The following is a 24,449-nucleotide window of genomic DNA, read 5'->3' as shown; positions in this document are numbered from 1 at the left end:
AGGGATGTGTCAACGCGGGTCACGCGTCGAACGTGGACCCGATCGGTTGGCCGCGACATGGGGGCGGTTCGTCGCAACTGGCGGCCAGGGTGGCTGACGCGAGGCGTAAAAGCCCGGTTGAGAACGGCAATGCAGTCCCTTCTCCCGCTCGCGGTCACCGCCGCCATCGCCGTCCCATCCGCACCGGCCGCTGCGCAGGTCACGCAGACCGACGGTACGGTGCCGATCTACGACATCACGCCGCAACCGGTGCCGACGCCGGTGCCCGTACCGACGTCCACACCGACCGCTACGCCAACGCCGCGTCCGCTGGTCGTGCCGACCGTCCGAGCTACCGCGACGCCGGTGCCGACGCCGCGTGCCACGCCCGTGCCGCGTCCAACGCCCGCGCCGACGTCGCGTGCGAATCCTGTTCCCAACGTAGCTGCACCGGTGGCGACGGCGGAGTCTGCGCCGGTTCCCGATCCGGTGGAGCAGGTCGGTACGGTCGAGGATACGCCGGCGTCAGCCACCGTCGATACGCCATCGGCAGGTGCGGAGCAGGCGGCCCCGGCCGACCCGGCATCGGGCATTCCGGGATGGTTGTGGTTCGTTGCGGGGCTGGCCGTTGCCGGTCTGATCGCGCTGGTCCTTGGCAAGCGTCGGCGCGGTGATGTGGCCTTCGAGGTCGCCCAACCGGTCGACGTACCCGTCCCGGCCACCGCTCCGCCTGCGCCGGTCGCCGTGCCGACCCCGCCCGTGCCTGCGACACCGCCAACGCCCCAGACCCCGCCGACATCAAGCACACCGCCAGTTCCGCCAGTGCCGGCTCCTCTGCCGCCGCGCGCGCTGGAGTTCCAACTCGCGCCGTTGCGCGTCGGCTTGCAGGGCGAACAGGCGCTGCTCGATTTCGACCTAAGCGTCGGCAACGCGACCGACATTCCGGTCGAGGAAGTGCGGATCGCGACGTTGCTGCTGACCGCCAATGCCCGGCAGGACGAACAGATCGCGGCGTTCCTTGCGGACGATGCCGCAGCGGCGCTCGATCCGTTCCCGGTCGCGCCGGGGGAGCGCCGCCGGCTGGAGGCGACGATGTCGTTGCCGAAGGGTGCGCTGACTATCGTCACTGCGAACGAACGGCCGTTCTTCGTGCCGGTGATGGCGATCGACGCCCGGTATCGCTGGGCCGACGGACGTGAATCGAGGACCAGCGCGGCGTTCGTCGTCGGCCCCGTGCTGCCCAACGGCAAGCTGTCCCCGGTGTTCGTCGATCGCGGCGACCGGATGGTCGACCGGCTGGAAGCCCGGCTGCATGGCGAAGTGCGGCGATCCTGACCGGACGGAACGGCACGACGTTCCGCTTTCCCCCTTTCCACCGCCGCCCGGACCCGTCCGGGGGCGGCCCGCGCACGCGCATGCGCTTCCCGATGATACCGGACACACCCCTTGACCCTTTCCCCACCGCGACCCTTGCCGATATTCGATATCGGGGTTAGCCTTCGATCGACGCAGCAGGGGGCGGCGATGATGCGACGCGACAGGGTACTGCGATTCACCGTGCTGCTGCTGCGGATATTGCTGGTGCTCAACATCGTCTTGGCGATCGGCTTCGTGGCGGGCGCGATCGCCAGCGTGCCGTTGCACGACTGGATCGCTACGCGGATCGCGGCCGCGCATCCGGCGGCAGACGCCGCGCGCGTCGCGGGCGGCATCCGGTTGCTGCTGTTGCTGGGGGCCGTCGCGGCCGTCCCGGCGCACTGGATCTTCTCGCGTCTTGCCGCCGTGATCGGGACGGTGCGCGCCGGGGAGACGTTCGTCGCCCCGAATGCCGCGCGGGTGCGCCAGATCGGCTGGGCCCTGCTGGCGATCCAGCTGCTCGATTTCCCGCTGCTGCTGATCGTGCGACGCTTCGAAGGGTTGGGCATCGGACCCGACGGGTCGATGATCTCGATCGGCGGATGGTTGTCGGTGCTGGTCGCGTTCGTGCTGGCGCGGGTGTTCGCCGAAGGTGCGGTGCTGCGCGAAGATCTTGAGGGCACGGTCTGATGGGCGTGCACGTCCGTCTCGACGAAGTGCTGCTGGCGCGGCGCATGACGCTGACCGAACTGGCGCAGTCGGTCGATATCACGCTGGCCAACCTGTCGATCCTGAAGACCGGCAAGGCGCGCGCGATCCGCTTCACCACGCTCGATGCGATCTGTCGCGTGCTGGAATGCCAGCCGGGCGATATCCTGACGCACACCACCGACGACGACCGACAGGGGGAAACGATATGATGCGACGGACGACCATCGGGTTGCTGGCGACGGCATTGGCCGCGCTGCCCATTGCGGGGGCTGCCGCACAGACGTCCGCCGCCGCGACCACGACCGCGCCCGCGCGGCTGGCGATCGACATGCGCTACGTCACCTTGCCCAACGGGCTGAAAGTGGTGCTGTCGCGCGACACGCTGGCCCCGACCGTTACGGTCGGCGTCTATTACGGCATCGGTTTCCGGGTCGAGCCGCGCGCGCGCACCGGATTTGCGCATCTGTTCGAACATCTGATGTTCCAGGGATCGCAGAACGCGCCGAAGGGCGTGTTCATCAACACCGTCACCAGCGCGGGCGGCATCATGAACGGGTCGACCCGGTTCGATTTCACGAATTATTTCGAAATCGTGCCGTCGAACGCGCTGGAACGCATCCTGTGGCTGGAAGCGGACCGGATGGCGCGTCCGGTCATCGACGACGCGGTGCTGAAGAACCAGCAGGGCGTGGTCGGCAACGAGGTGAAGGTCAACGTCCTCAACCAGCCCTATGGCACATGGCCGTGGATCGACCTGCCGATGCTGGCCAACACCAACTGGCACAACAGCCATAATTTCTACGGCGAATTGAAGGAGATCGAGGCGGCGACCGTCGACGATGCCAAACAGTTCTTCGACGCCTTCTATCGCCCGAACAACGCCGTGCTCGTGGTCGCGGGCGACATCGATTATGCGCAGGCGGAGGCGATGGTCCGCAAATATTTCGGGTCGCTGCAAAAGGGGCAGCCGGTGGTGCTGCCCGACCTGACCGAACCGCGCCAGACCGCCGAAAAGACGCGCAGCCGCATCGACGCACTGGCCCCGAAACCCGGCTGGGCGGCGGGATATCACATGCCGCCGCGCGGCACGCCCGAATGGTATGCGATGGGCCTGATCGACCAGTTGCTGTTGCAGGGCGACGACAGCCGCCTGCAACGCGCGCTGGTCCGGGAAAAGGAGATTACGGGCGACCTGTCGGGCGGAATCAACGCCGATCTGGGCAACATGTACAATTACAACGGCCCCATGCTGTGGCGGTTCAATTTCACCCATGACGCGCAACTGACCGATGCGCAGATCCGCGCGGCGGTCGACCCGGTCATCGCCGGTCTTTCGACCACCCCGGTCCCGCAGGCGGAACTCGACCGCGCCCGCACCAAGTTGCGATCCGATCTTTATTCGTCGGTGGATGGCGGCACGCGCGTCGGTTTGATCGACCTGCTCTCGGTCTATGCGTTGTTCGACAATGATCCGCAGGCGGTGAACCGGATCGAGGCGGGGTTCGCCAGCGTGACGCCCGCGCTGATCCAGAAGACGGCGCGCGAATATCTGCGCCCGACCAACCGGTCGGTTTATACCATCGTCGCGGGAGCCAAGTGAGATGAAGCGTTCGTTCCTGTTCGCCGGCATCGCGCTGATCTCCGGCCCCGTAATGGCCCAGACCGCGCCTGCCCAGACCGCGCCTGCTCAGACCGCGCCGGCCCAGACCGCGCCTGCCCAGACCCCGCCTGCCTTGCCTGCCCCGCCGATCGGCTCGCCCAAGGCGTTCACCGTCCCGGCCAGCGAAACCTATACCCTGCCCAACGGGATGCAGGTCACGCTGGTCCCCTATGGCAACGCGCCCAAGGTGGTCGTGGCGTTGCAGGTCTATGCCGGCAATCTTGAGGAAGGCCGCGACGTGTGGCTGGCCGACCTGACCGGTGACATGCTCAAGGAAGGTGCCGGCACCCGCGATGCCAGCGCGCTGGCAACGGCGGCGGCGGGGATCGGCGGCAACCTGAACGTCGGCGTTTCGCCGATCGGCACGTCGATCACGCTCGGGGCACTCAGCGAGTTCACCCCCGCTGCCGTGGCGCTGGTCGGCGACGTCGCGCGTCGCCCGGCCTTCGCCGCCGATGCGTTCGATCGGGTGAAGGCCAATCGCGCGCGGTCGCTGACGCAGGCGCTGGCCCAACCCGGCACGCTGGCCGATTATGCGCTGGCCCGTGCGACCTATGGCGATCACCCCTATGGCCGGCAATTGCCGACCCCGGCGCAACTGGGCGGATACACGCTGGCGCAAGCCAAGGCGTTCCACGCCGCCAATTTCGGCGCGCGCCGGTCGCGGCTGTACATCGCCGGACGGTTCGATGCGGCGGCGGTGAAGGCGGCGGTGGCGCGGGCGTTCGGCGACTGGGCGGCGGGGCCGGAACGGCTGTCGCAGGTGCCGACGATCGCCGCCGGACCGCGCGTGCTGCTGATCGACCGGCCCGGCGCGCCGCAATCGACGCTGCGCCTCGCATGGCCGTCGCCGCTGGCGGGCAGCGCGGGGGACATTCCACTGCGCGTCGCCAACGCCCTGCTCGGCGGAAGTTTTTCGTCGCGGATCACGCGCAACATCCGTGAAGACAAGGGCTATACCTATTCGCCCGGTTCGGGGATCGGGCAACTGCCCGGCACCGCGCAATGGGCGTTCGAGGCCGATGTGACGACGACGGTGACCGGTGCGTCGCTGAAAGAAGTGTTCGGGGAGATCCGCCGGTTGCAGACGACGCCGCCGACGCCCGAGGAAGCGGCGGGGATGCGCAGCTACAATGCCGGACTGTTCGTGCTGCGCAATTCGGACAGCGGTTCGCTCATCAACCAGCTTGCCACGCGCGACGCGCTGGGCCTGCCCAAGGACTGGCTCGACCGCTATGTCCCGGCCACGCTGGCCGTCAGCGACGCGCAGTTCAGCAGCGCGGTGACGCAGGCGCTACCGCTCGACCGGTTCACGCTGGTGGTGGTCGGTGATCTGGCGACGGTCCGGCCGCAGCTCGACGCACTGCCCGAGTTGAAGGGCGTGCCGATACAGGTCGTGACGGTGCCCTGACGGGCGGGGCGGGGCGGGGAACCTACCCCGCCACTTCCAACCCCAGCGCACGTGCCGCCAGTGCCGCCTGAGTCCGGTTGCCGACGTCCAGCTTGCGCAGCACGGCGGTCATGTGCGCCTTCACCGTGGCTTCGGCGATGCCCAGATCGTGCGCGATCTGTTTGTTGAGCCGTCCGGCCAGCACGCCCAGCAGGACACGCAACTGCATCGGCGTCAGCGCGGCGACGCGCGCGGCCATGTCGCTTTCGTCATCCCCGGCGGCTGGGGCACCCGCCATCCGGTCGCCCGCCAGCGCCGCAGCGATCGCCGCCTCGATGTCGTGCAGCGTCGAATCCTTACTGACGAAGCCCACTGCGCCGAACCGCGCGACCTGATCGAACGCCGCCGCCCGATCCGCGCCCGACACGACGAGGATCGGGACGTCCGGCACCTCGGCATGGAGCAGCGCGACCCCGCTATAGCCGACTGCGCCCGGCATGTTCAGGTCGAGCAGCACCAGCGCCAGCCCATCGGTTGCTGCCGCCGCCGCGACGGCGCGTTCCAGCGTTCCGGCCTCCACGATCCGCGCGTCGGGCAACACCTGCGTCACCGCCAGCATCAGCGCCTGCCGGAACAGCGGATGATCGTCGGCAACGAGGACGGCGCGGCTCATCCCTCCGGCCGGATACGCTCGGCGACCAGCGTGTCGACGACGCCCGGATCGGCAAGCGTCGAAATATCGCCCAGATTGGACGTGTCGTTCTCCGCGATCTTGCGCAGGATGCGGCGCATGATCTTGCCCGATCGCGTCTTGGGCAGACCCGGCGCGAATTGCAGCGCGTCGGGCGTTGCGACCGGTCCGATCTCCTTGCGGACCCATTGCCGCAATTCGGCGCGCAGCGCGTCGCTCGGTTCGTCATGCGCGTTCAGCGTCACATAGGCATAGATGCCCTGACCCTTGATATCGTGCGGCATCCCCACGACCGCCGCCTCGGCGACCTTGGGATGTGCGACCAGCGCGCTTTCGACCTCGGCGGTGCCCATGCGGTGGCCGCTGACGTTGATGACGTCGTCGACCCGGCCGGTGATCCAGTAATAGCCGTCGGCATCGCGGCGGCATCCGTCCCCGGTGAAGTACTTGCCGGGATAGGTCGAGAAATACGTCTGGAAGAAGCGGTCGTGATCGCCCCACACCGTCCGCATCTGTCCCGGCCAGCTATCGGCGATGCACAGATTGCCCTCGGTCGCACCGTTCAGCACCTTGCCTTCCGCATCGACCAGTTGCGGCTGCACGCCGGGCAACGGCATCGTCGCGCTACCGGGTTTCAGGTCGGTGGCATAGGGCAGGGGGCTGATGAGGATGCCGCCGGTTTCGGTCTGCCACCACGTATCGACGATCGGGCAGCGGCGATCGCCGACGACCCGGTGATACCAGTCCCACGCCTCCGGGTTGATCGGTTCCCCGACCGAGCCGAGGATGCGCAGTGATTTGCGGCTGGCCTTCGTCACCCAGCCATCGCCTTCGCGCATCAACGCACGGATCGCCGTGGGGGCGGTGTAGAAGATGTTGACGCCCAGCCGGTCGATCGTTTCCCAGAAGCGACCGTGATCGGGATAGTTCGGCACGCCGTCGAACATCACCGTGGTCGCGCCGTTGCTCAACGGGCCATAGACGACATAGCTGTGCCCGGTGACCCACCCGATATCGGCGGTGCACCAGAATATTTCGCCGTCGCGGTAATCGAACACATCGCGGAAGGTGGTGTGCGCCCAGACCAGATAGCCGCCGGTGCTGTGCAACACGCCCTTGGGCTTACCGGTCGATCCGCTGGTGTACAGGATGAACAGCGGGTCTTCGGCATCCATCGGTTCGGGCGCGCAGTCGTCGGACACCCCGTCCAGCAGGTCGTGGAGCCAGTGATCGCGTCCTTCGGTCATCGCCACGTCGCCGCCGCTGCGTTTGATGACCACGACATTCGCGACCGCCGGTGCGTTCGCCAGCGCGGCATCGACATTGGCCTTCAGCGGAATGCGCTTGCCCCCGCGACACCCTTCGTCGGCGGTGATGACCAGCTTGCTGTCGCAATCATGGATGCGGTTGGCGAGGCTGTCGGGCGAAAAGCCGCCGAACACGATCGAATGGATTGCCCCGATCCGGGTGCAGGCCAGCATCGCCGCCGCCGCCTCCGGGATCATCGGCAGGTACAAAGTGACCCGGTCGCCCTTGTGAACGTCCAGCGATTTCAGGACATTGGCGAACCGGCAGACCTGCGCGTGCAGTTCGCGATAGGTGACGCGGCGCGTTTCGCCGGGTTCGTCCCCTTCCCAGATGATCGCGACCTGATCGCCACGATCGGCCAGATGCCGGTCGAGGCAATTGGCCGACACGTTGGTCTGGCCATCGGCGAACCAGCGGATGCGGAAATCGGCTTCGTCGAACGACGTGTCCTTGACCTGTTCGTACGGTCGCGACCAATCGATGCAGCGTCCGGCCTCGCGCCAATAGGCTGCGGGATCGTCGATCGATGCGGCATATTGCGTGGCATAGCTGTCGCGATCGACACGCGCGGCGGGGTCTGTCGGTGCCGGATGGACGGTCTGGGTCATTAATCTCTCCTGTCCCCCTGATCTGCGCACGCGGGGGCGTGCGTCAAGTCGGGGGCGTTACGACGATGGTCGTACTGGCCCGGTCGCGTCGCGACGATGACAGTGGGTGTCGACAGGCGTGGCGGGAATGTCGTGCGCGATGGGGAGAGGATGCCGCCGTCCGCAGTGGCGACGTCGCCAGCGGGTGCGCGCCGCGTACGGAACGCGACGCGGGGCGCGGATGCAATGGTTGGCGGTTGCGGTTGTGCTGGAGGTGGCGCGATCCCCTTCCCCCATCGTCATCCCAGCGCATGCTGGGATCGCCCCGTTGCTGGCGGAACGCTCCACTAAAGAGCGACCCCGGCCTTCGCCGGGGTGACGTATGCGGAGCGGATCGCATGATTGAACGTCGCCATCACCATGGAGCGGAGGGGTCGCCGGGCCGCGCGCCTTTGCGCAGTCGCCTGTTTATTGCCCGGCACTGCAGCCGGGTCAGTGAGCCGATCCGGCGGGGCACGCCAAGCGGGCGGACGGTGCCGTCGCCGCACGACGATCGGCCGTTCTTCGGTGTCAGCGGACCGAACCCGCTGTCGGAGTGACGGGGCCGTTCATCCCGCGCCCGCTGACCCGCCAAGCCGCGCGCGTCAGCAGCAGCGCGGCGGCTGGCCCTTGCCGACGCCATAGCGCCGCTCGATCCGGTTGCGGTGGAACGCGTCCAGCGTCATCACCGGCTCGCCCGGGTGGACCCGCGCCCGGTGCGCGACATAGCGGTCGTAATCGGGCACGCCGACCATCAGCCGCGCGCCCTCCGCCAGCCTATGCCACCACGGCATCGCCGACCTCCTGCACCGTCGGCACCGGCGATGCCTTTGCCCGGCGGATCGAGCTTATCCCGTAGAACAGGATCGCCAGCACCACCGCGATGAACAGCACGCACAGCGCGGCGTCGATCCGGTCGTTCAGGATGATGCGGTGCATCTCGCCGACCGTCTTGGCGGGGGCGAGCAGTTCGCCACGCGCCAGCGCATCGGAAAACACCTGTGCATGCGATAGGAAACCGATCTTCGGATTGGCGTCGAACAGTTTCTGCCACCCGGCGGTCAACGTGCAGATCAACAGCCAGATCGTCGGCACGATCGTCACCCACGCATAGCGTTCGCGCTTCATCTTGAAGAGCAGCACCGTCGACAGCGTCAGCGCGATCGCCGCCAGCATCTGGTTGGAGATACCGAACAGCGGCCACAGCGTGTTGATCCCGCCCAGCGGATCGGTGACGCCGCTGTACAGGAAATACCCCCACGCCGCGACCGCCAGCGCAGTGCCGATCAGGTTCGGCCCCAGCTTCTGCGTTTCCTTCATCGCCGGGATGAAGCTGCCCAGCAGATCCTGAATCATGAACCGGGCCACACGGGTGCCGGCATCGACCGTGGTCAGGATGAACAGCGCTTCGAACAGGATCGCGAAGTGATACCAGAACGCCATCATCGCCTGTCCGCCGATCACCTGGCTCAGGATATGCGCCATCCCCACCGCCAGCGTCGGTGCGCCACCCGCCCGCGACAGGATGGTGCTTTCGCCGACGTCGCGCGCCAACTGGTCCAGCATGTCGGGGGTGATGACGAAGCCCCATTGCGCGATCGCCTGCGCCGCTTCGATGCTGGTCGTGCCGATCAGCGCGGCGGGTGCGTTCATCGCGAAATAGACGGCCGGGTCGAGCACGCACGCGGCGATCAGCGCCATGATCGCGACGAAGCTTTCGGTCAGCATCGCGCCGTATCCGATGAATTGCAGGTCGGCCTCGCTCGCGATCATCTTGGGCGTGGTGCCGCTGGCGATCAGCGCGTGGAAGCCCGACACCGCGCCGCACGCGATGGTGATGAACAGGAACGGGAACAGCTTGCCCGAAAAGGCGGGGCCGGTGCCGTCGATGAAGTGCGTCACCGCCGGCATCTGAAGGTCGGGGCGGACATAGAGGATGCCGATGGCGAGGCCCGCGATCACCCCGATCTTGAGGAACGTCGACAGATAGTCGCGCGGGGCGAGCAGCAGCCATACCGGCACGACCGACGCGATGAAGCCATACGCCATCAGGATGACGGCCAGCGCCGGACCGCCATAGGTGAACAGCGGGGCCAGCGTTTCCGACCGCGCGACCGGTTCGCCGCCGACGATCGCCGCCATCAACAGGACGAAGCCGATCACCGACATCTCGGCGATCTTTCCCGGTCGGACGAAGCGGCCGTACAGCCCCATCAGCAGCGCGATCGGGATCGTCGCGAACACCGTGAACGTACCCCACGGGCTGCCGGTCAGCGCCTTGACCACCACCAGCGCGAGCACCGCCAGCAGGATGACCATGATCATCAGCACGCCGACCAGTGCGATCGTGCCGGGCACCACGCCCATTTCGGTACGGATCATGTCGCCCAGCGACCGCGCATCGCGCCGGGTCGAGAAATACAGGATCAGGAAATCCTGCACCGCGCCCGCGAACACGACACCCGCCAGTAGCCACAGCGTGCCGGGCAGATAGCCCATCTGCGCCGCCAGCACCGGCCCGACCAGCGGCCCAGCGCCCGCGATCGCGGCGAAGTGATGGCCGAACAGCACGCCCTTGTGCGTGGGAACGTAGTCCAGTCCGTCGTCACGCCGTACCGCCGGGGTCGGCCGCGCCGGATCGACGCGCAGCACGCGCCGCGCGATGAACCGCCCGTAAAAGCGATAGGCGATCGCATAGACGCACAGCGCCGCGACCACGATCCACAACGCGTTGACCGGTTCGCCGCGCATCAGCGCGATCCAGCCCAGCGCCACCGCGCCGCCGATCGCCACTATCGCCCATCCGGCCCAGCCACCGATCGTCGTCGGCGCGATCCGGGCCGCTGCTGCATTCGCCATTGTCCGCTCCCCTTTTGCCGGGATTGTGGACCAGTGCGCGCGGCGCGGCCAGCCCTTCCGTGGGGGCGGCGGCGATGTTAGCGGTGTCACCGATGACCGTTCCCCGTATCCTGCTCGTCTGCCTCGGCAATATTTGTCGCTCTCCACTGGCGGAGGCGGCGTTGCGCGCGGCGGCGGCGCGGGAAGGGGTCGAGATCGAGGTCGACTCGGCGGGCACCGGGGCATGGCATGTCGGCAAGGCTCCCGATCCGCGCGCGCAGGCGACGGCGCGAGCGCACGGCATCGATATCGCACACTATCGCGGGCGACAGGTGACGGCGGCGGACTTCCGGTGCTTCACCCACATACTGGCATTGGATGACGACAATCTTCGCGACCTGCGCCGGATCGCACCGGCAGACGCGACGGCGCGCCTTTGGTTGCTGATGGATCATGCCCCGGGCCGCGAAGGGCAGGCTGTGGCCGATCCCTATTACGGCAATGCCGCCGGGTTCGAGACGACATGGGCGGACGTATCGGCTGCGGCGGCGGGGCTGGTGAACTCGCTGCGATAGGTGCGCGATCGTCGTTGCGGCTCCGCTATCGTTCACGGTTGAGCTGTCGGGAATGCCGGAGAAAAGAAGGGGGTCCACGCGAAGGCGCGAAGACGCGAAGAGGTTGTGTCCGTCGCAACCGTACCCGCGTCAGCGGCCTGATCCAGCGCCTCTGCCATGGATGAGGTCTGCCGTCTGCGCCCGCTTCACCTATCCTCGAACGTCTTCGCGCCCTCGCGTGGACCCACCTCTGCTCCGCTGGGGAAAGTTCGTCCTACCCCCCGAACGACCGTCCGCCGCCCCATCCGCCGCTGGATCGCGCACTGACCCGGCCGCCAAAGCCACCGCGCGAAACGACCGAGCTACGTGTCTGGATACGCTGGGTCGTGACCGGCGTGGTGATCGCGCGGCTGCCGACCTGATAGCGATAGTTGCGTCCGCCGTTGCCACCTGACAGATACGCGCCCGACGGCGTGTACCAGCCATTGTCTCGACCGCTGCGATACAGCCCGCCATAGGAATAGCGCGATCCGCCGCCGCCGTTGAGCAGCTGGCCGATCAGGAACCCGGTGAGCAGCGGGGTGAAAAAGCTTTGTCCGCCCTCCGATCGCTGGAAGCATTGCGCGGCACCGAACTGTTCCTCACACAATTTCTGGCTGTCGTAACGCGGCGCGGCCTTCTGGTCCTCGTTGAACGCCTTCTGCTGTGCGGCAGTGCAGGTGTCGCGGTCGTATTCGCCGCTGTCGACGCATTGCTGCACCGTCTGGAACGCGGCGACTTCGGTCGGCGGGCCGAACTTCGCGGTCTGGTCGTCCGCGCCGTCGCAGCCCGACAGCATCGCAACCGCACCGGCGGCGGTCAGACCGGCCGCGACCGACCGCTTGCGGCGAAGGGGAGTGGTCATGACGGTCGCTCCCTCAATAGGTCATCGAGGCGGCGTTGAGCAGCCCGATGCCGATCGACGTGGCGGCAAGGTAGATCGCGCTGGCGATATTGCCGCTTTCGATCCGTTCGACCAGATCGCGCACCACGAAACGACGTACGACCAGCGAGGCGACGATCTGGATCACGCCGGCCAGCACGCCCCATGCGACGAATTCGACCGGATCGGCGGTCACGCTGAGCGCCGACGCCAATGGCAGCGCGAAACCGATGATCGCGCCGCCCAGAGCGATCGCTGCGGCCGGGTTGCCCGCCGCAATCAGCGCGCGTTCGTTATACGGCGTCGATATCTGGTACAGCCGCTTGAACGCCGCCAACAGGATGCACGCCAGCCCGAACGCCACGACGAAATGCACCGCACCGTCTAGAAAATAGCCGAAATCCAACGTCATCCGTACGTCCCCCTGATATCGTTTATGCGCTGAATTCGGCCGGCAGCAATGGCAGGCCGACCATGATCTCGTGCGTCAGGTCGCCACCCTCCGGCTCCATCGCCAGCGCGAGCAACAGTTCCTGCCCCTCGGGCATCAGGTCGCGTGCGTACAGCATGCAGGCCTGTTTGATCCGGCGCACTGGACGTCCGGTGCGTTCGTGATAGACCGCTTCCCACAGTTCGACGGGCGGCTGGACGCGATCATCGTCAGCATACCAGAAGCGCCGGAATTGCGGCAGGCCGGGTTCGTCCCACACCGGCTGCGACAGCCGGTTGCGGAACGCGCCGGTATCGGTCCAGTCGACCGGATAGGTCGACGACCATGGCTTGAACAGCGTGAAGTCGTCGGCATCCGATCCGTCGGCCGACTGGCTGACCGCCTGCAACATCAGTTCGTCGTCGGTATAGAATCGGTGGACGTGGCTGCCGTCGTCCAGCCGGATCACCCCCTGCGCCGTGATCTCCAGCGTGTCGCGGTCGAGCGAGAAGCCCGATCCGGTCAGCCGCCGCCATGCCAGCGCGTCGAGCCGCACCATCCGCCCGATCGTGATGTCGCGCACCACCGCGACGGCCGGCGTCGCGTCGCGGGCCGAACCGCCGCCGAACAGGCCGCCGAAAATCATGCCGCGATCCTTCTGCGCGCGATGTAGAATAGCCGGTCGCCCGGCGCGACCGTGGCGTCGGGGTCGAATACCGGGCTGTTGCCGCCCTTGCCACAGGTGGCGACGAGGATGCCGCCATGTTCGCGCACGGCGCGCGCGGCGTCGTCGAAGCTGCCGCCGATCCGCGCGGTGGTGGCGTACAGCGTGCCGCCGTCATCGGTATGGCTGGCCAGTTGCGCGATCAGCCGGCTCGATCCCGGATCGCTCAGCGCCTTGACCACCAGTTCGACCGTCGGGGTCAGCACGACCTCGACCTGCGGGCAATGCGCGTTGAGCAGCCGGGCGGTGTCGGGATCGCGCAGGAAACACACCACATGACCGCGATCGTTCAATGCGGTCGCCGCCAGCGTCGCCGCGAGCGTTTCCGCGTCCGACGGGCCATAGACGACGATCCGTTCGGCCTGCGCCACGCCGGCGCGCGCCAGATCGGCGGGGGCGGTCAGCGATGCGGCGCGCACGAAGCGGTGCGTGGTCCAGTCACCCGCCAGATCCTCCGTCGCGACCAGCACCAGTTCGTGGCCCTGTCCGTCCGCCACGATCTCCGCGATCATGCGCGGCGTGCGTTCGGGGTCGTGACCGATCAGGACGATATGACCGCGCATCCCCCTATAATCTCCCAACCCCATGCGCCGTCGCCGCCACCGCGCCGATACGCCGGCAAAGGCGCGCGCGACCGACACGGTGAACAGCGCGATCGCGCCGGGCATCACGAACAGTGCGACCGCGATCCGCCCCGCATCCGATTTGGGCGACAGGTCGCCATAGCCGACCGTCGATGCGGTGGTGGCGTACCAGTAGAGGAAGGACGGTACGGACAGCAGGTCGGACTCGCCCGCCCAGGTCAGCAGCGTGTAGCTCAGCACCATGTGCAGCACGAGCAGCGTCAGCAGCACGCCGCGATGCAGTTCGCTGGCCGCGAGGTAGAGTCGCCGCAGATACCTGCCGATCGAGAATGACGTCATCCTTCGCAATGCCCCCGCACCTTGCTTTTTGGTCGCGCCTTATGCTTGGGGTGTCAAGCACGGCCAACACACCGGGCCGGTTTTTCGGAGGGACGGATGGACGAAGCACCCCGCGGCTGGACGACTGGAACCCTTGCCGACGCGCTGTCGGACGCGACGCTGGCGGACGAGTTGAGCGTCGAGCGGATCGAACAGGCCGAACCCGTCCTGAAACTCACCATGCATGATTTCGGCGACCTTGCCGTGTTCGCATCGGTCGGCGGCGACCAGATCGTCGTGTCGACGCTGTTGTGGCCGGTCGACGAGCAGGAGGACCAGACCGCGTTCAACCGGTTCCTGTTGAAAACACAGAAGCTCGTACCCCTTTCGAATTTTGCGATCGCCGAAGTCGACGGCCGCGAATATTATGAATTGATCGGGGAATTGTCGGTCGAATCGAGGCTGTCGACGATCCTGATCGAATTGCGTGTGCTTGCGCAGAACGCGATCGACGCCGCGTCCGACCTGCGTACCGAATTCGCCGCGTAACGGAGACCATGTGATGTCGATGTGGAAGAACCTGGTCGCGCTGATGCGCGGCACCGCCCATGAAACCGGCCAGTCGATCGTCGACGCCAAGGCGCTGACGATCCTCGACCAGCAGATCCGCGATGCGGGCGCGGCGCAGGCGAAGGCGCGCGACGACCTCGCCACGCTGACCGCCAAGCGGCGGATGATCGAGAAGGAACTGGAGGCGCTGACGTCGCAGCGCGGCAAGTACGAGGCGTCGGCCCGCGCTGCGATGCAGCGCGGCGACATGGACCTGGCGCGGGAGGTCGCGCAGCGGCTGGCGACGATCGAAAGCGAACAGGCGGCCAAGACGCCGCAGATCGCCGACATGCGCGCCGCCGAGGATCGCATCCGCGGCATCATCAAGACCGGCGACGGCAAGATCGACGCGCTGCGTCGCGACGTCGACGTGGTCCGCGCGAACGAGAGCGTGCAGAAGGCGCAGGCAGCGGTCGCCAGCAGCTATGGCGGCACCGTGTCGTCGCTGGGGTCGGCGGCGGACAGCCTCGCGCGGCTAAAGGAACGGCAGGCGGTGCGCGACGAAAAGTTCCGCGCCTCCGCCGAACTGGAGGACATGCGCACCGGTGCCGATCTCGACGCGAAACTGGCGGCGGCGGGCCTGTTGCCCGGTGCGTCGAGCGCGGACGACATCCTTGCACGGCTGTCCGCACCGCAGGGCGAACCGGCACGGCTGGGCGACGCGACGCGCGACGGCGGCACGATCCGGCGCGACTGATGCAGCGTATCGCGGTCGCCGAACGTCCCGACTGGCTGGCGACGGCCGACCGGATGGGGTTCACGTTCCACCATCAAGACGGACAGAAATACTGGGAAGAGCAGGCGTGGTATCGCTTCTCGCTCGACGAGGTCGAACGCGGGATCGAGGAACCGAGCGCCGAACTGCACGCGATGTGCCGCGATCTGGTGGATGCGGTGGTGCGCAGCGACACGTTGATGCACCGCCTGGCCATCCCCGACGACATGCGCGACGTGGTGGCGGCGTCGTGGGCCGCGCATGCGCCGTCGCTCTATGGCCGGTTCGATTTCGCGTTCGACGGGACGGGGCCGGCGAAACTGCTGGAATATAACGCCGACACACCGACCAGCATCTTCGAGACCGCGCTGTTCCAGTGGCAGTGGCTGGAAGACCGCATCGCCGACGGCACGCTGCCGGCGGATGCCGACCAGTATAACCGGCTGCACGATGCGCTCAAACGGCGCTTCGCCACGATCTTTGCGCCCGGCAGCACGGTGCATTTCGCGTCGGTCGACGATTCGGTCGAGGATCGCCAGACTGTCCGGTATCTGGAGGATGTCGCGCGGCAGGCCGGGCTGGACCCGGCGTTCGTCGCGATCGACCGGATCGGGGTCGATGGCGACGGCGCGTTCGTCGATGGCGAGGACGTTCTGATCGCAGCGCTGTTCAAGCTGTATCCGTGGGAAGACATGCTGCGCGAACCCTATGCGCGCGAACTGGCGGCGACGAAGACGCTGTTCCTCGAACCCGCGTGGAAGGCGGTGCTGTCGAACAAGGGCATCCTGCCGTTGCTGTGGCAACGTCATCGCGGTCACCCCAACCTGTTGCCCGCCGCATTCGCCGACGACCCCGCCGCGCTGGCGGAGATCGGTGCGGCGCATGTCCGCAAGCCGTTGTTCTCCCGCGAGGGATGGGACATCGAACTGGTCGACGGCACCACGACCGCAAAGGGGCCGGAAGGCGGATATGGCGAGGAAGGCCATATCGTGCAGGCGTTGGCGCCGTTGCCGGTGTTCGACGGCGCGCATGCCGTGATCGGATCGTGGATCGTCGGGGACGAGGCCGTTGCGCTGTCGGTGCGCGAGGATGACGGGCCGATCACGCGCGATCTGGCGCGGTTCGTGCCGCATGCGATTCTGGACTGACAGGCGGGCGGATCGGAGCCGGCATCAGCGTAAAGAAGCAAGTTTTGTTCACGCGAAGGCGCGAAGGCGCGGAGAGAAGAAGTAGAGAGGATGTCTGCTGCGGTCAGCGGCTTCCGTGGTGGGATGGCACCAGATAGAGCTTTAATCCTGACTGCCGCAGTGCTTCGATACGCGCCTTCGACTTCGCTCAGTCGCTACTCAGCATGAGCGGACGGAGGTGGTTTCATCATACTCCGGCCGCCCTGCCGACAGCACCAAGGTCTGCCGAACGCAACCGGCCGCCATGCTCGCACCCCTTTGCGCCTCCGCGCCTTCGCGTGAACCAATCCTTCTTTTGTTCTCCCAGAATAACCCAGCGCGTCACGGCGTCCCGATCAACGCCAGCAACGTCGCCTCCGTCACCCCCGACACCCGCACCCGCTTCACCCGCGACGTCTGCGCGGCCACCAGCGTCAGCGCCGTCCGTCCGACGCCCAGCCGCTTCGCCAGAAATCGAAGCAACTCGTCGTTCGCCGCGCCATCGACCGGCGGGGCGGCGATGCGGACGGACAGCGCGGTGGCATTGCCCTCGATCGGGACCGTCCCACGTGCCTCGGTCCGCGACGCCTTCGGCGTCACGCGGATCGTCAGCGTCGCGCCATCGGCATCGATCGTGAAGGGGCGGGGCATCGAACGGTCCTGCGACCGTCGCGTGGTCGACGCAAGCCATGGCACAAACCGGCCGGGTGCGGCATTCAACCGGTCATGCCTTCTTCTCCCGCGACGCCCGGCCCCCCGACACCCGGTTCTCCCCTGTCGATCCCGATCTTCCGCGCGATCTGGATCGCGTCGATGACGTCGAATTTCGGCGGGCTGATCCAGTCGGTCGGCGCGTCGTGGATGATGACGTCGCTGGCATCGTCGCCGCAGATGATCGCGCTGGTACAGGCGTCGACGACGCTGCCGATCATGCTGTTGTCGCTATGGGCCGGCGCCGTCGCCGACAATCTCGACCGGCGGCGAGTGATGCTGGCCGCGCAGGGATTCATGCTGGCGGTGTCGATCGCGCTGGCGGTGTGTGCGTGGCGCGGGCTGTTGTCGCCATGGCTGTTGCTCAGCTTCACCTTCCTGATCGGGTGCGGCACCGCGATCAACGGGCCGGCATGGCAGGCGTCGGTCGGCGACATGGTGCCGCGCACCGTGCTGCCCAGCGCGGTCGCGCTCAATTCGATGGGGTTCAACATCGCGCGCAGCATGGGGCCGGCGATCGGCGGCGCGATCGTCGCGGCGGCGGGTGCGGCGGCGGCGTTCCTGACCAACGCGCTCAGCTATGTCGGGCTGATCGCGGTGCTGGCGCGGTGGCGACCCGAACGGCCGCCGCGCCTGTTGCCGCGCGAAACGCTGGGCCTCGCGATGGCGGCGGGGCTGCGCTATGTCCGCATGTCGCCCAGCATCCGCACCGTGCTGATCCGCGCCGCGCTGTTCGGCGTGGCGGCAAGTGCGGTGCCGGCGATGATGCCGCTGATCGCGCGCGACCTGGTGACCGGCGGGCCGCTGACCTATGGCGCGTTGCTGGGCGCGTTCGGCATGGGAGCGGTCGCGGGCGCGGTGGGCAGCGTGCGGTTGCGGCGGCGCTGGCCGACCGAGCGCGTGGTGCGCGTGGCGGCGGCCGCGCTGGCGACCGGTGCGGCGGTGGCGGCGATCAGCCCGTTCCTGCCGCTGACGCTGATCGCGCTGTTGCTCGCGGGGGCGGGCTGGGTGCTGGCGCTCAGCACGTTCAACGTCACGGTCCAGATGGCCGCGCCGCGCTGGGTCGTGGCGCGGGCGCTGGCGCTGTACCAGATGGCGGCGTTCGGCGGCATGACGATCGGAAGCTGGCTGTTCGGATCGATCGCCGACGATCACGGCGTCGCCACCGCGCTGTTCGTGGCGGCGGGGGTCCAGTTGTCGAGCATCGTCGCCGGGTTCCGGCTGCCACTGCCCGACATCGAAACCGCCAATCTCGATCCGCGGGGATGGGAGACGCCCGATACCAGCGTGCCGGTGGAGCCGCGATCGGGACCGGTGGTGGTGACGATCGACTATCGCATCGCGCCCGCCGATATCGTCGCGTTCCTGAACGTCATGGCGGAGCGTCGGCGCATCCGGCGGCGCGACGGCGCGCATCACTGGGCGTTGCTGCGCGACCTGAACGATCCCGATCTGTGGATCGAACGCTATCACGTGTCGACATGGCTGGATTACATCCGCCACAATCAACGGCGGACGCTGGCCGATCATGCGAACAGCGAGGCGTTGCTGGCGCTGCACCGGGGCGATGGACCGCCGCGCGTCCATCGCATGATCGAACGGCAGACCGGATCGTTGCCGGTTACCCGCCTGCCCAGCTCGCGCGAGATGGCCGATCCGATGACCGATCCGACACGGTCGAGCTGACGATATCGACCGTATGATAATGGGTCGATGGCACGCCCGGCGGCCCGTCGGGATGGTTCCGTAACGCTTGCCGTGCCAAGGTTCCCGTTCCGAAGGGGGAAACCATGTCCGCACCAGACCTGTCGCTGCTGGCGAAACGCCGATACGGGCCGTTGTTCGTCGTCCAGTTCCTTGGCGCGATGAACGACAATCTGCTGAAGTTCGCGCTGTTGTTCCTCGCGAATTTCACGCTGTATCGCGCCGATCCGGGGCGGGCGGAGCAGTTGGCGACGATTTCGACCGGGCTGTTCATTCTGCCCTATTTCCTGTTGTCCGGCCTTGCGGGGCAGATGGCGGATGCGTGGGACAAGGCGTGGCTGGTCCGCGCGGTCAAGGGTGCGGAAGTCGGCATCATGGCGCTGGCGCTGGTCGGGTTCTGGTTCGAATCGGTGCCGGTGCTGCTCGCCTGCCTGTTCCTGATGGGCGTCCATTCGACGATCTTCGGGCCGGTCAAATATTCGATCCTGCCGCAGCATCTGCGCCCGCACGAATTGATGGGCGGCACCGGGCTGGTCGAAGCGGGAACGTTCATCGCCATCCTGCTGGGGCAGTTGCTGGGGGGGATCATTCCCCCGTGGGAAGCGGCGATCGTCGCGCTGTGCGTCGCGGGACTTGGCTTCGTTGCCAGCCTTGCGGTGCCGTCCGCACCGTCGATGGCGCGCGCGATGCGGATCGACCTGAACCCGGTTCGCAGCACATGGGCGATCCTGAACGCGGCGCATGGCGGGCGCGGCGTATGGCTGGCGATCCTCGGCATCAGCTGGTTCTTTTCGGTCGGCGCGGTGGTGCTGTCCGAATTCGCGCCGCTGGTGGCCAACCGGCTGAATGCCGGGCCATCGGTCGTCACGCTGTTCCTCGCGGTGTTCAGCGTGTCGGTCGCCGCCGGGTCGCTGCTGGTCAACCGGTTGCTGGCGGGCGAGGTATCGGCAAAGTTCGTCCCCGCCGCCGCGATCGGGCTGGCCGTGTTCCTGATCTATCTGTGGCAGGCGTCGGACCGGTTCGTGGCGGTGACGCCGGCGGCGGATGTCGCGCAGTTCGTCGCGACGCCGGGCAGCTGGCATTTGCTGGTCGCGCTGGCCGGCATCGCGTTGTCGGGCGGCGTGTTCGTCGTGCCGCTGTACGCGATCCTCCAGACGTGGAGCGCCCCCGAAAAACGGTCGCAGATCATCGCCGCCAACAACATCGTCAACGCGGTCGTCACGGTGGCGATGGTCGCGGTGGTCAGCGTGATGCTGGCCAACGGCACCGGCGTGCCGGGCGTGTTCGGCGCGCTGGGCTTCGCAACGCTGACCATCGCGCTGATTTCGTGCTGGTTGCTGCCCGAAACGCTGTTCAAGGCGCTGGTGCGCGGCGCGTTGCGGCTCGCGTACCGCGTGCGGGTGCAGGGCGTGCAGCATATGCCGCAGGCGGGCGAGCGGGCGGTGGTCGTCGTCAACCACGTGTCGTTCCTCGACGGCCTGCTGCTTGCCGCGTTCCTGCCGGGCAAGCCGACCTTCGCGATCCACACGCGGATCGCGCGATCATGGTGGCTGCGCCCGTTCCTTGGCATGTTCGATGCGTTCCCGGTCGATCCGACCAATCCGCTGTCGGCCAAGTCGATGGTGAAGGCGGTGCGCGAGGGGCGGACGCTGGTGATCTTCCCCGAAGGACGCATCACCGTGACCGGCGCGCTGATGAAAATCTTCGACGGTCCCGGCATGGTCGCGGACAAGGCGGAGGCGCCGATCGTGCCGGTACGGATCGACGGCGCGCAGTTCACGCGCTTTTCCCGGTTGAAGGGCAAGGCGCGGCTACGCTGGTTCCCGCAGATCACGCTGACCGTGCTGCCGCCGCGCCGCTTCGCGATCGACGGCGCGGACAGTGCGCGGGAGCGTCGCGCGATGGCGGGCCGCCAGTTGTACGACGTGATGAGCGACATGATCCTCGCGACGTCCGACGTCGACGGCACGCTGTATCAGGCGCTGGTCGACGCCCGGCACATCCATGGTGCGGACATGCCGGTGGTCGAGGACGTGCAGCGCGCACCGCTGACCTATGACCGGCTGATCGTCGCGACGCAGGCGCTTGCCGGTCCACTGGCGCAAAATACCCGCATGGGGGAGGCGGTGGGCGTGCTGTTGCCCAACGTCAACGGGGTCGTCGTCGCGTTCTTCGCGTTGCAGGCGAGCGGCCGGGTGCCGGCGATGCTGAACTATACCGCCGGGCTGGCGGGCCTGCGCGCGGCGTGCGTCGCGGCGCAGGTGCGGACGATCGTCACCGCGCGTGCCTTCGTCGAACAGGCGAAGCTGGGTGATACCGTCGCGGCGCTGGCGGCGGACGGGACCGTCGTGCGGTATCTGGAGGATATTCGCGCCGGGATCGGCGGCTTCGCCCGGCTGCGCGCGCTGTTCGCGTCGCGGATGGCGGGGCGGCTGCACCGGCGGCACCGCGTGTCGCCCGACGCGGCGGCAGTCATCCTGTTCACCAGCGGGTCGGAAGGGTTGCCGAAGGGCGTGGTGCTGACGCACCGCAACCTGTTGAGCAATTGCCGGCAATTGTCGGCGCGGATCGATTTCAACCGTGCCGACGTGGTGCTGAACGCGCTGCCGGTCTTCCACAGCTTCGGACTGACCGGCGGCACGCTGCTGCCGATCCTGTCGGGCGTGCGGACGTTGCTGTACCCCAGCCCGCTGCATTACCGGATCGTGCCCGCGCTGGCGTACGACGCCAATGCGACGATCCTGTTCGGCACCGACACGTTCCTGTCGGGCTATGCGCGGATGGCGCATGGCTACGACTTCTATTCGCTGCGCTATATCTTCGCGGGCGCGGAGCGGGTTCGGCCGGAAACACGGGCGACCTATGCCGATAAATTCGGGCTGCGCATCCTCGAAGGCTATGGCGCGACCGAAGCGGGACCGGTGATCGCGGTCAACACGCCGATGCATTATCGCGCGGGCAGCGTCGGCCGGCTGCTGCCGGGCGTCGAGGCGCAGCTGGACCCCGTGCCGGGGATCGTCGACGGCGCGCGGCTGTCGATCCGCGGACCGAACGTCATGGCGGGGTATCTGAAAGTCGATGCACCGGGCGTGCTGCAACCGCCCGAAGGCGGCTGGCACGACACCGGCGATATCGTGGCGATCGACGCGGCGGGCTTCGTCACGATCCGGGGCCGCGCGAAGCGGTTCGCCAAGATCGGTGGAGAGATGGTGTCGTTGCCGGCGGTCGAGGGCTATGCCGCGACCTTGTGGCCCGCCGCCGACCATGCCGTCGTCACCCGGCCCGATGCGCGCAAGGGCGAGCAACTGGTGCTGTTCACGACGCAGACGGACGCGACTGGGAGCGCCCTGTCGGCATGGGGGCGGGCGAACGGCGTGGTCGAACTGGCGCTGCCGCGCGACGTGCGCGTGGTCGCGGCGCTGCCGGTGCTGGGGACCGGCAAGCTGGATTACGTCACGATGACGGCGTTGGCGGGAGCGGGGGCGGGAGTGGAGGCGCAAGCCGGGTCCGGCATCGGCGAGGACGCCTGACCCCGACTTTGCCGGCCCTTTCCGGTTGAGGGAGGCGGGCGCATCAGGCGATTCGGAAGCGGTCGCACTTCAGCGTGCGGCCATCGACGCGCCAAGCCGCCGGGCCGTCGGGAATGACGACCACGTCATGGCCCCCCGCATCGTTGTCGATCAGCAGCAGTCCTTCGGGGTGATCGTCACCCCGTCCGAACGGCAGGTCGACGATCCGTTCGGGCCGGTGGAGCCGGACGATCAGGTCGTCCTGCGGCGTGTCGTCGCGCCAGCCCGCCCAGCGATAGATCGCGCATGGTCCGTCAAGGGCGGTGGTCGGGCCGGCGAGGATCAGCAGGTCATCACCGGCCAGTTTCAGGTCGCGGATTCCGAGGCCGTCGAGCGCGAGCAGGCGCTTGTACAACGGTCCCTTCAGCTTTAGCCCGCCGCGTTTGGTCGTGGCGATGGTCGTTTCCAGCAGCACGGCATGCCCCTGGATCACCGGACCGCGCATGCCGATCGCAATACGATCGCCCAGCACGGCCAGTCCCTCCAGATCGATGCCGCCTTCTTTCGACGCGATGCGCGCGAACGGACCGATCAACGGATCGGCGGTCATCGCGCGGGCCAGCGCATTGCCCTTCGCCGTCTGTTTCAGCATCGCCGCCGTCCGGTCGCCGATCGCCGCGACGGGAGCCATGCGGTCGCTGTCGGGATCGCGCGCCAGCGGCAGGCGGGCGAGCAGGCAGCGCGGACGCGTATCCTTGAGCGCCGCGAACGCCGACAGGTCGATCCGGTCCTTGCCGTCCTTCGCAACCTTTGGCCGGGTGCGTGCGTGGCTGCCGATCATCCACAGCCAGTCGCCATCGACGGCCAGTCCCTCGATATCGGCTTCCTCCGCGTCGTCGATCGGCAGCAGCCCGGCCAGCGCGATCCGGTCGTGCCGGCCCCAATGCTCGCCCGTCCACACCAGCCGTTCGATGCTGGCCCCTTCGTCGCTGCCAAGGAACAGCGTCGTGTCCGCCCGTGCGGCGGCGGACAGATCGGACAACGGATCGTCCCGCCCGCCATCGGCGTCGAGAACCAGCGTTTCGTGCGCGTCGGGCGGTGTCGTCGCGGGCCAGGGTGAGGGCATGGCGGCTCCTGTGTGGGAAGGATGAGCGTAGCATGGTGACGACGGATCGTCCGGCACGCAACCGTAACGAATCGGAACGAGGGTATTCGTGTCGGGTGTCGGGGGAGGCGGTCCCGTCGGCACCGAACCACGCGACGTTCGTAAGGCAGGGTCGCTCGCCCGGTGTATTGCGTCAGCGTGTCGCGAAGGCTCCGCCGTCGTGGACGCTACGGACCGGTACGCGGCGTCGCGAACCCTGTGCGCCGATCGTGGGGGCCGCGAGAGGTCCGCGCGGTGGTGCGGGATGGCAGCAATCGGTTCGGGCGTGCGTGTCGATCGGGTGCACGACGATGGCGGCACGCGATGGCATGATGCGTGCAGGCCCAGCCGGTCATAATCGAGGCATCCGGGTCAGTCCTACGGTCCGCCATTTCGACAAGCGCGATGGCAGTTGGGATATGCGGCCACACCTTACATGATCGCGCTTGAACGATGGGACTGTCGATACTGACGGTGGCGGAGCGACGCTGGTCGATCCGGTCGAAACGCTTCCGGCCGGGCATCGCATCTCGGGTCATGCGGCGCGCTCTGCCGCCGGAGGCCCCAGCCTGCGCTGGGGCGACGTGTCGTGGGAGGCTCGCCAGCTACTGCCGCTGCGTAGGTCTTTGATTGTTGGCGCGGTCGGCGTGCCGGGCGATCGGTCGCGCGTCGATCGACCCGCCGTCGGTATCGGTGCTTCGCTGGCGGCGAAGCGAGGCTGGCCGATGCGGGTCGAAACGTTTCCTGACCGGGCATGGCATCCCGGGTCACGCGGTGCGCTTTGCCGTTGGCGGCCCCAG

General features: G+C 67.7%; 21 protein-coding genes. 11 read left to right on the top strand and 10 right to left on the bottom strand.

Going from position 1 to position 24,449, the window contains the following annotated elements:
• Nucleotides 1-129: 129 nt before the first annotated feature.
• From IFT55_RS05015 to IFT55_RS04995, 5 genes are all read left to right on the top strand, one after another.
• A complete protein-coding gene (locus IFT55_RS05015) occupies nucleotides 130-1,314 on the top strand; it encodes a hypothetical protein (protein ID WP_192089554.1) in 1,185 nt (394 codons plus the stop codon).
• Nucleotides 1,315-1,503: 189 nt separating this feature from the next.
• Nucleotides 1,504-2,025, top strand: coding sequence for a DUF2975 domain-containing protein (locus tag IFT55_RS05010; protein WP_192089553.1), 522 nt, complete (start codon nucleotides 1,504-1,506; stop codon nucleotides 2,023-2,025).
• Complete coding sequence (locus tag IFT55_RS05005; RefSeq protein ID WP_192089552.1) at nucleotides 2,025-2,255, top strand: helix-turn-helix domain-containing protein; 231 nt, start codon at nucleotides 2,025-2,027, stop codon at nucleotides 2,253-2,255. Before IFT55_RS05010 ends, IFT55_RS05005 begins: the two co-directional genes overlap by 1 nt.
• Nucleotides 2,252-3,646, top strand: coding sequence for a M16 family metallopeptidase (locus IFT55_RS05000; RefSeq protein ID WP_192089550.1), 1,395 nt, complete (start codon nucleotides 2,252-2,254; stop codon nucleotides 3,644-3,646). Before IFT55_RS05005 ends, IFT55_RS05000 begins: the two co-directional genes overlap by 4 nt.
• 1 nt (nucleotide 3,647) lies before the next feature.
• A complete protein-coding gene (locus IFT55_RS04995) occupies nucleotides 3,648-5,117 on the top strand; it encodes a M16 family metallopeptidase (RefSeq protein WP_192089549.1) in 1,470 nt (489 codons plus the stop codon).
• A 22-nt stretch (nucleotides 5,118-5,139) separates the two neighbouring features.
• On the opposite strand, the gene IFT55_RS04990 is transcribed toward IFT55_RS04995, so the two are convergent.
• From IFT55_RS04990 to IFT55_RS04975, 4 genes are all read right to left on the bottom strand, one after another.
• The gene (locus IFT55_RS04990; protein ID WP_192089548.1) at nucleotides 5,140-5,769 is read right to left on the bottom strand and encodes a response regulator transcription factor; all 630 of its coding nucleotides are present in this window, start codon (nucleotides 5,767-5,769) and stop codon (nucleotides 5,140-5,142) included.
• Nucleotides 5,766-7,703: an acetate--CoA ligase gene (gene acs / locus IFT55_RS04985; RefSeq protein WP_192089547.1), complete on the bottom strand. Its 1,938-nt coding sequence runs from the start codon at nucleotides 7,701-7,703 to the stop codon at nucleotides 5,766-5,768. Before acs ends, IFT55_RS04990 begins: the two co-directional genes overlap by 4 nt.
• A 623-nt stretch (nucleotides 7,704-8,326) precedes the next feature.
• Entirely contained in the window at nucleotides 8,327-8,515 is a 189-nt protein-coding gene (locus tag IFT55_RS04980; protein ID WP_192089545.1) for a YbdD/YjiX family protein, read from the bottom strand.
• The gene (locus IFT55_RS04975; protein ID WP_192089543.1) at nucleotides 8,499-10,580 is read right to left on the bottom strand and encodes a carbon starvation CstA family protein; all 2,082 of its coding nucleotides are present in this window, start codon (nucleotides 10,578-10,580) and stop codon (nucleotides 8,499-8,501) included. Before IFT55_RS04975 ends, IFT55_RS04980 begins: the two co-directional genes overlap by 17 nt.
• A gap of 92 nt (nucleotides 10,581-10,672) precedes the next feature.
• Here IFT55_RS04975 and IFT55_RS04970 point away from each other — a divergent pair, with 92 nt between their 5' ends.
• Complete coding sequence (locus tag IFT55_RS04970; RefSeq protein WP_192089541.1) at nucleotides 10,673-11,134, top strand: low molecular weight protein-tyrosine-phosphatase; 462 nt, start codon at nucleotides 10,673-10,675, stop codon at nucleotides 11,132-11,134.
• A 253-nt stretch (nucleotides 11,135-11,387) separates the two neighbouring features.
• On the opposite strand, the gene IFT55_RS04965 is transcribed toward IFT55_RS04970, so the two are convergent.
• From IFT55_RS04965 to IFT55_RS04950, 4 genes are read right to left on the bottom strand one after another with little or no spacing between them, the layout of a single operon-like run.
• Nucleotides 11,388-12,017, bottom strand: coding sequence for a DUF1190 domain-containing protein (locus IFT55_RS04965; RefSeq protein WP_192089539.1), 630 nt, complete (start codon nucleotides 12,015-12,017; stop codon nucleotides 11,388-11,390).
• A gap of 13 nt (nucleotides 12,018-12,030) precedes the next feature.
• On the bottom strand, nucleotides 12,031-12,447 hold the full coding sequence (locus IFT55_RS04960) for a DUF350 domain-containing protein (protein WP_192089537.1): 417 nt from the start codon (nucleotides 12,445-12,447) through the stop codon (nucleotides 12,031-12,033).
• Nucleotides 12,448-12,469: 22 nt separating this feature from the next.
• Nucleotides 12,470-13,111 carry a DUF2491 family protein gene (locus IFT55_RS04955; RefSeq protein WP_192089535.1) on the bottom strand — a complete coding sequence of 214 codons (642 nt, stop codon included), beginning with the start codon at nucleotides 13,109-13,111 and terminating at the stop codon, nucleotides 12,470-12,472.
• A complete protein-coding gene (locus IFT55_RS04950) occupies nucleotides 13,108-14,112 on the bottom strand; it encodes a potassium channel protein (RefSeq protein WP_192089533.1) in 1,005 nt (334 codons plus the stop codon). Before IFT55_RS04950 ends, IFT55_RS04955 begins: the two co-directional genes overlap by 4 nt.
• A 96-nt stretch (nucleotides 14,113-14,208) precedes the next feature.
• Between IFT55_RS04950 and IFT55_RS04945 the strand changes: the two genes are divergently transcribed.
• Genes IFT55_RS04945 through IFT55_RS04935 form a run of 3 tightly spaced genes read left to right on the top strand, consistent with a single transcriptional unit; the run spans nucleotide 14,209 to nucleotide 16,563 of the window.
• Entirely contained in the window at nucleotides 14,209-14,640 is a 432-nt protein-coding gene (locus IFT55_RS04945) for a YjfI family protein (RefSeq protein ID WP_192089531.1), read from the top strand.
• Between the two features lie 13 nt (nucleotides 14,641-14,653).
• Nucleotides 14,654-15,397, top strand: coding sequence for a PspA/IM30 family protein (locus IFT55_RS04940; protein ID WP_192089529.1), 744 nt, complete (start codon nucleotides 14,654-14,656; stop codon nucleotides 15,395-15,397).
• Entirely contained in the window at nucleotides 15,397-16,563 is a 1,167-nt protein-coding gene (locus IFT55_RS04935) for a glutathionylspermidine synthase family protein (RefSeq protein ID WP_192089527.1), read from the top strand. Before IFT55_RS04940 ends, IFT55_RS04935 begins: the two co-directional genes overlap by 1 nt.
• Nucleotides 16,564-16,923: 360 nt before the next feature.
• Here the strand turns inward: IFT55_RS04935 and IFT55_RS04930 are convergent, their stop codons facing one another.
• Nucleotides 16,924-17,232: a DUF167 domain-containing protein gene (locus IFT55_RS04930; RefSeq protein ID WP_192089525.1), complete on the bottom strand. Its 309-nt coding sequence runs from the start codon at nucleotides 17,230-17,232 to the stop codon at nucleotides 16,924-16,926.
• 162 nt (nucleotides 17,233-17,394) lie between these two features.
• Between IFT55_RS04930 and IFT55_RS04925 the strand changes: the two genes are divergently transcribed.
• The gene (locus tag IFT55_RS04925; protein WP_342029233.1) at nucleotides 17,395-18,978 is read left to right on the top strand and encodes an MFS transporter; all 1,584 of its coding nucleotides are present in this window, start codon (nucleotides 17,395-17,397) and stop codon (nucleotides 18,976-18,978) included.
• A gap of 104 nt (nucleotides 18,979-19,082) precedes the next feature.
• Nucleotides 19,083-22,526 carry an acyl-[ACP]--phospholipid O-acyltransferase gene (locus tag IFT55_RS04920; protein WP_192089521.1) on the top strand — a complete coding sequence of 1,148 codons (3,444 nt, stop codon included), beginning with the start codon at nucleotides 19,083-19,085 and terminating at the stop codon, nucleotides 22,524-22,526.
• Between the two features lie 43 nt (nucleotides 22,527-22,569).
• Here the strand turns inward: IFT55_RS04920 and IFT55_RS04915 are convergent, their stop codons facing one another.
• On the bottom strand, nucleotides 22,570-23,631 hold the full coding sequence (locus IFT55_RS04915) for a DUF3616 domain-containing protein (RefSeq protein WP_192089519.1): 1,062 nt from the start codon (nucleotides 23,629-23,631) through the stop codon (nucleotides 22,570-22,572).
• Between the last annotated feature and the right edge of the window lie 818 nt (nucleotides 23,632-24,449).

This window comes from Sphingomonas sp. CFBP 13720 (assembly GCF_014842075.1).
Taxonomy (GTDB): Bacteria; Pseudomonadota; Alphaproteobacteria; order Sphingomonadales; family Sphingomonadaceae; genus Sphingomonas.
Note: the sequence above shows the minus strand (reverse complement) of the source record. Positions and strands in the feature narration are given on the sequence as shown.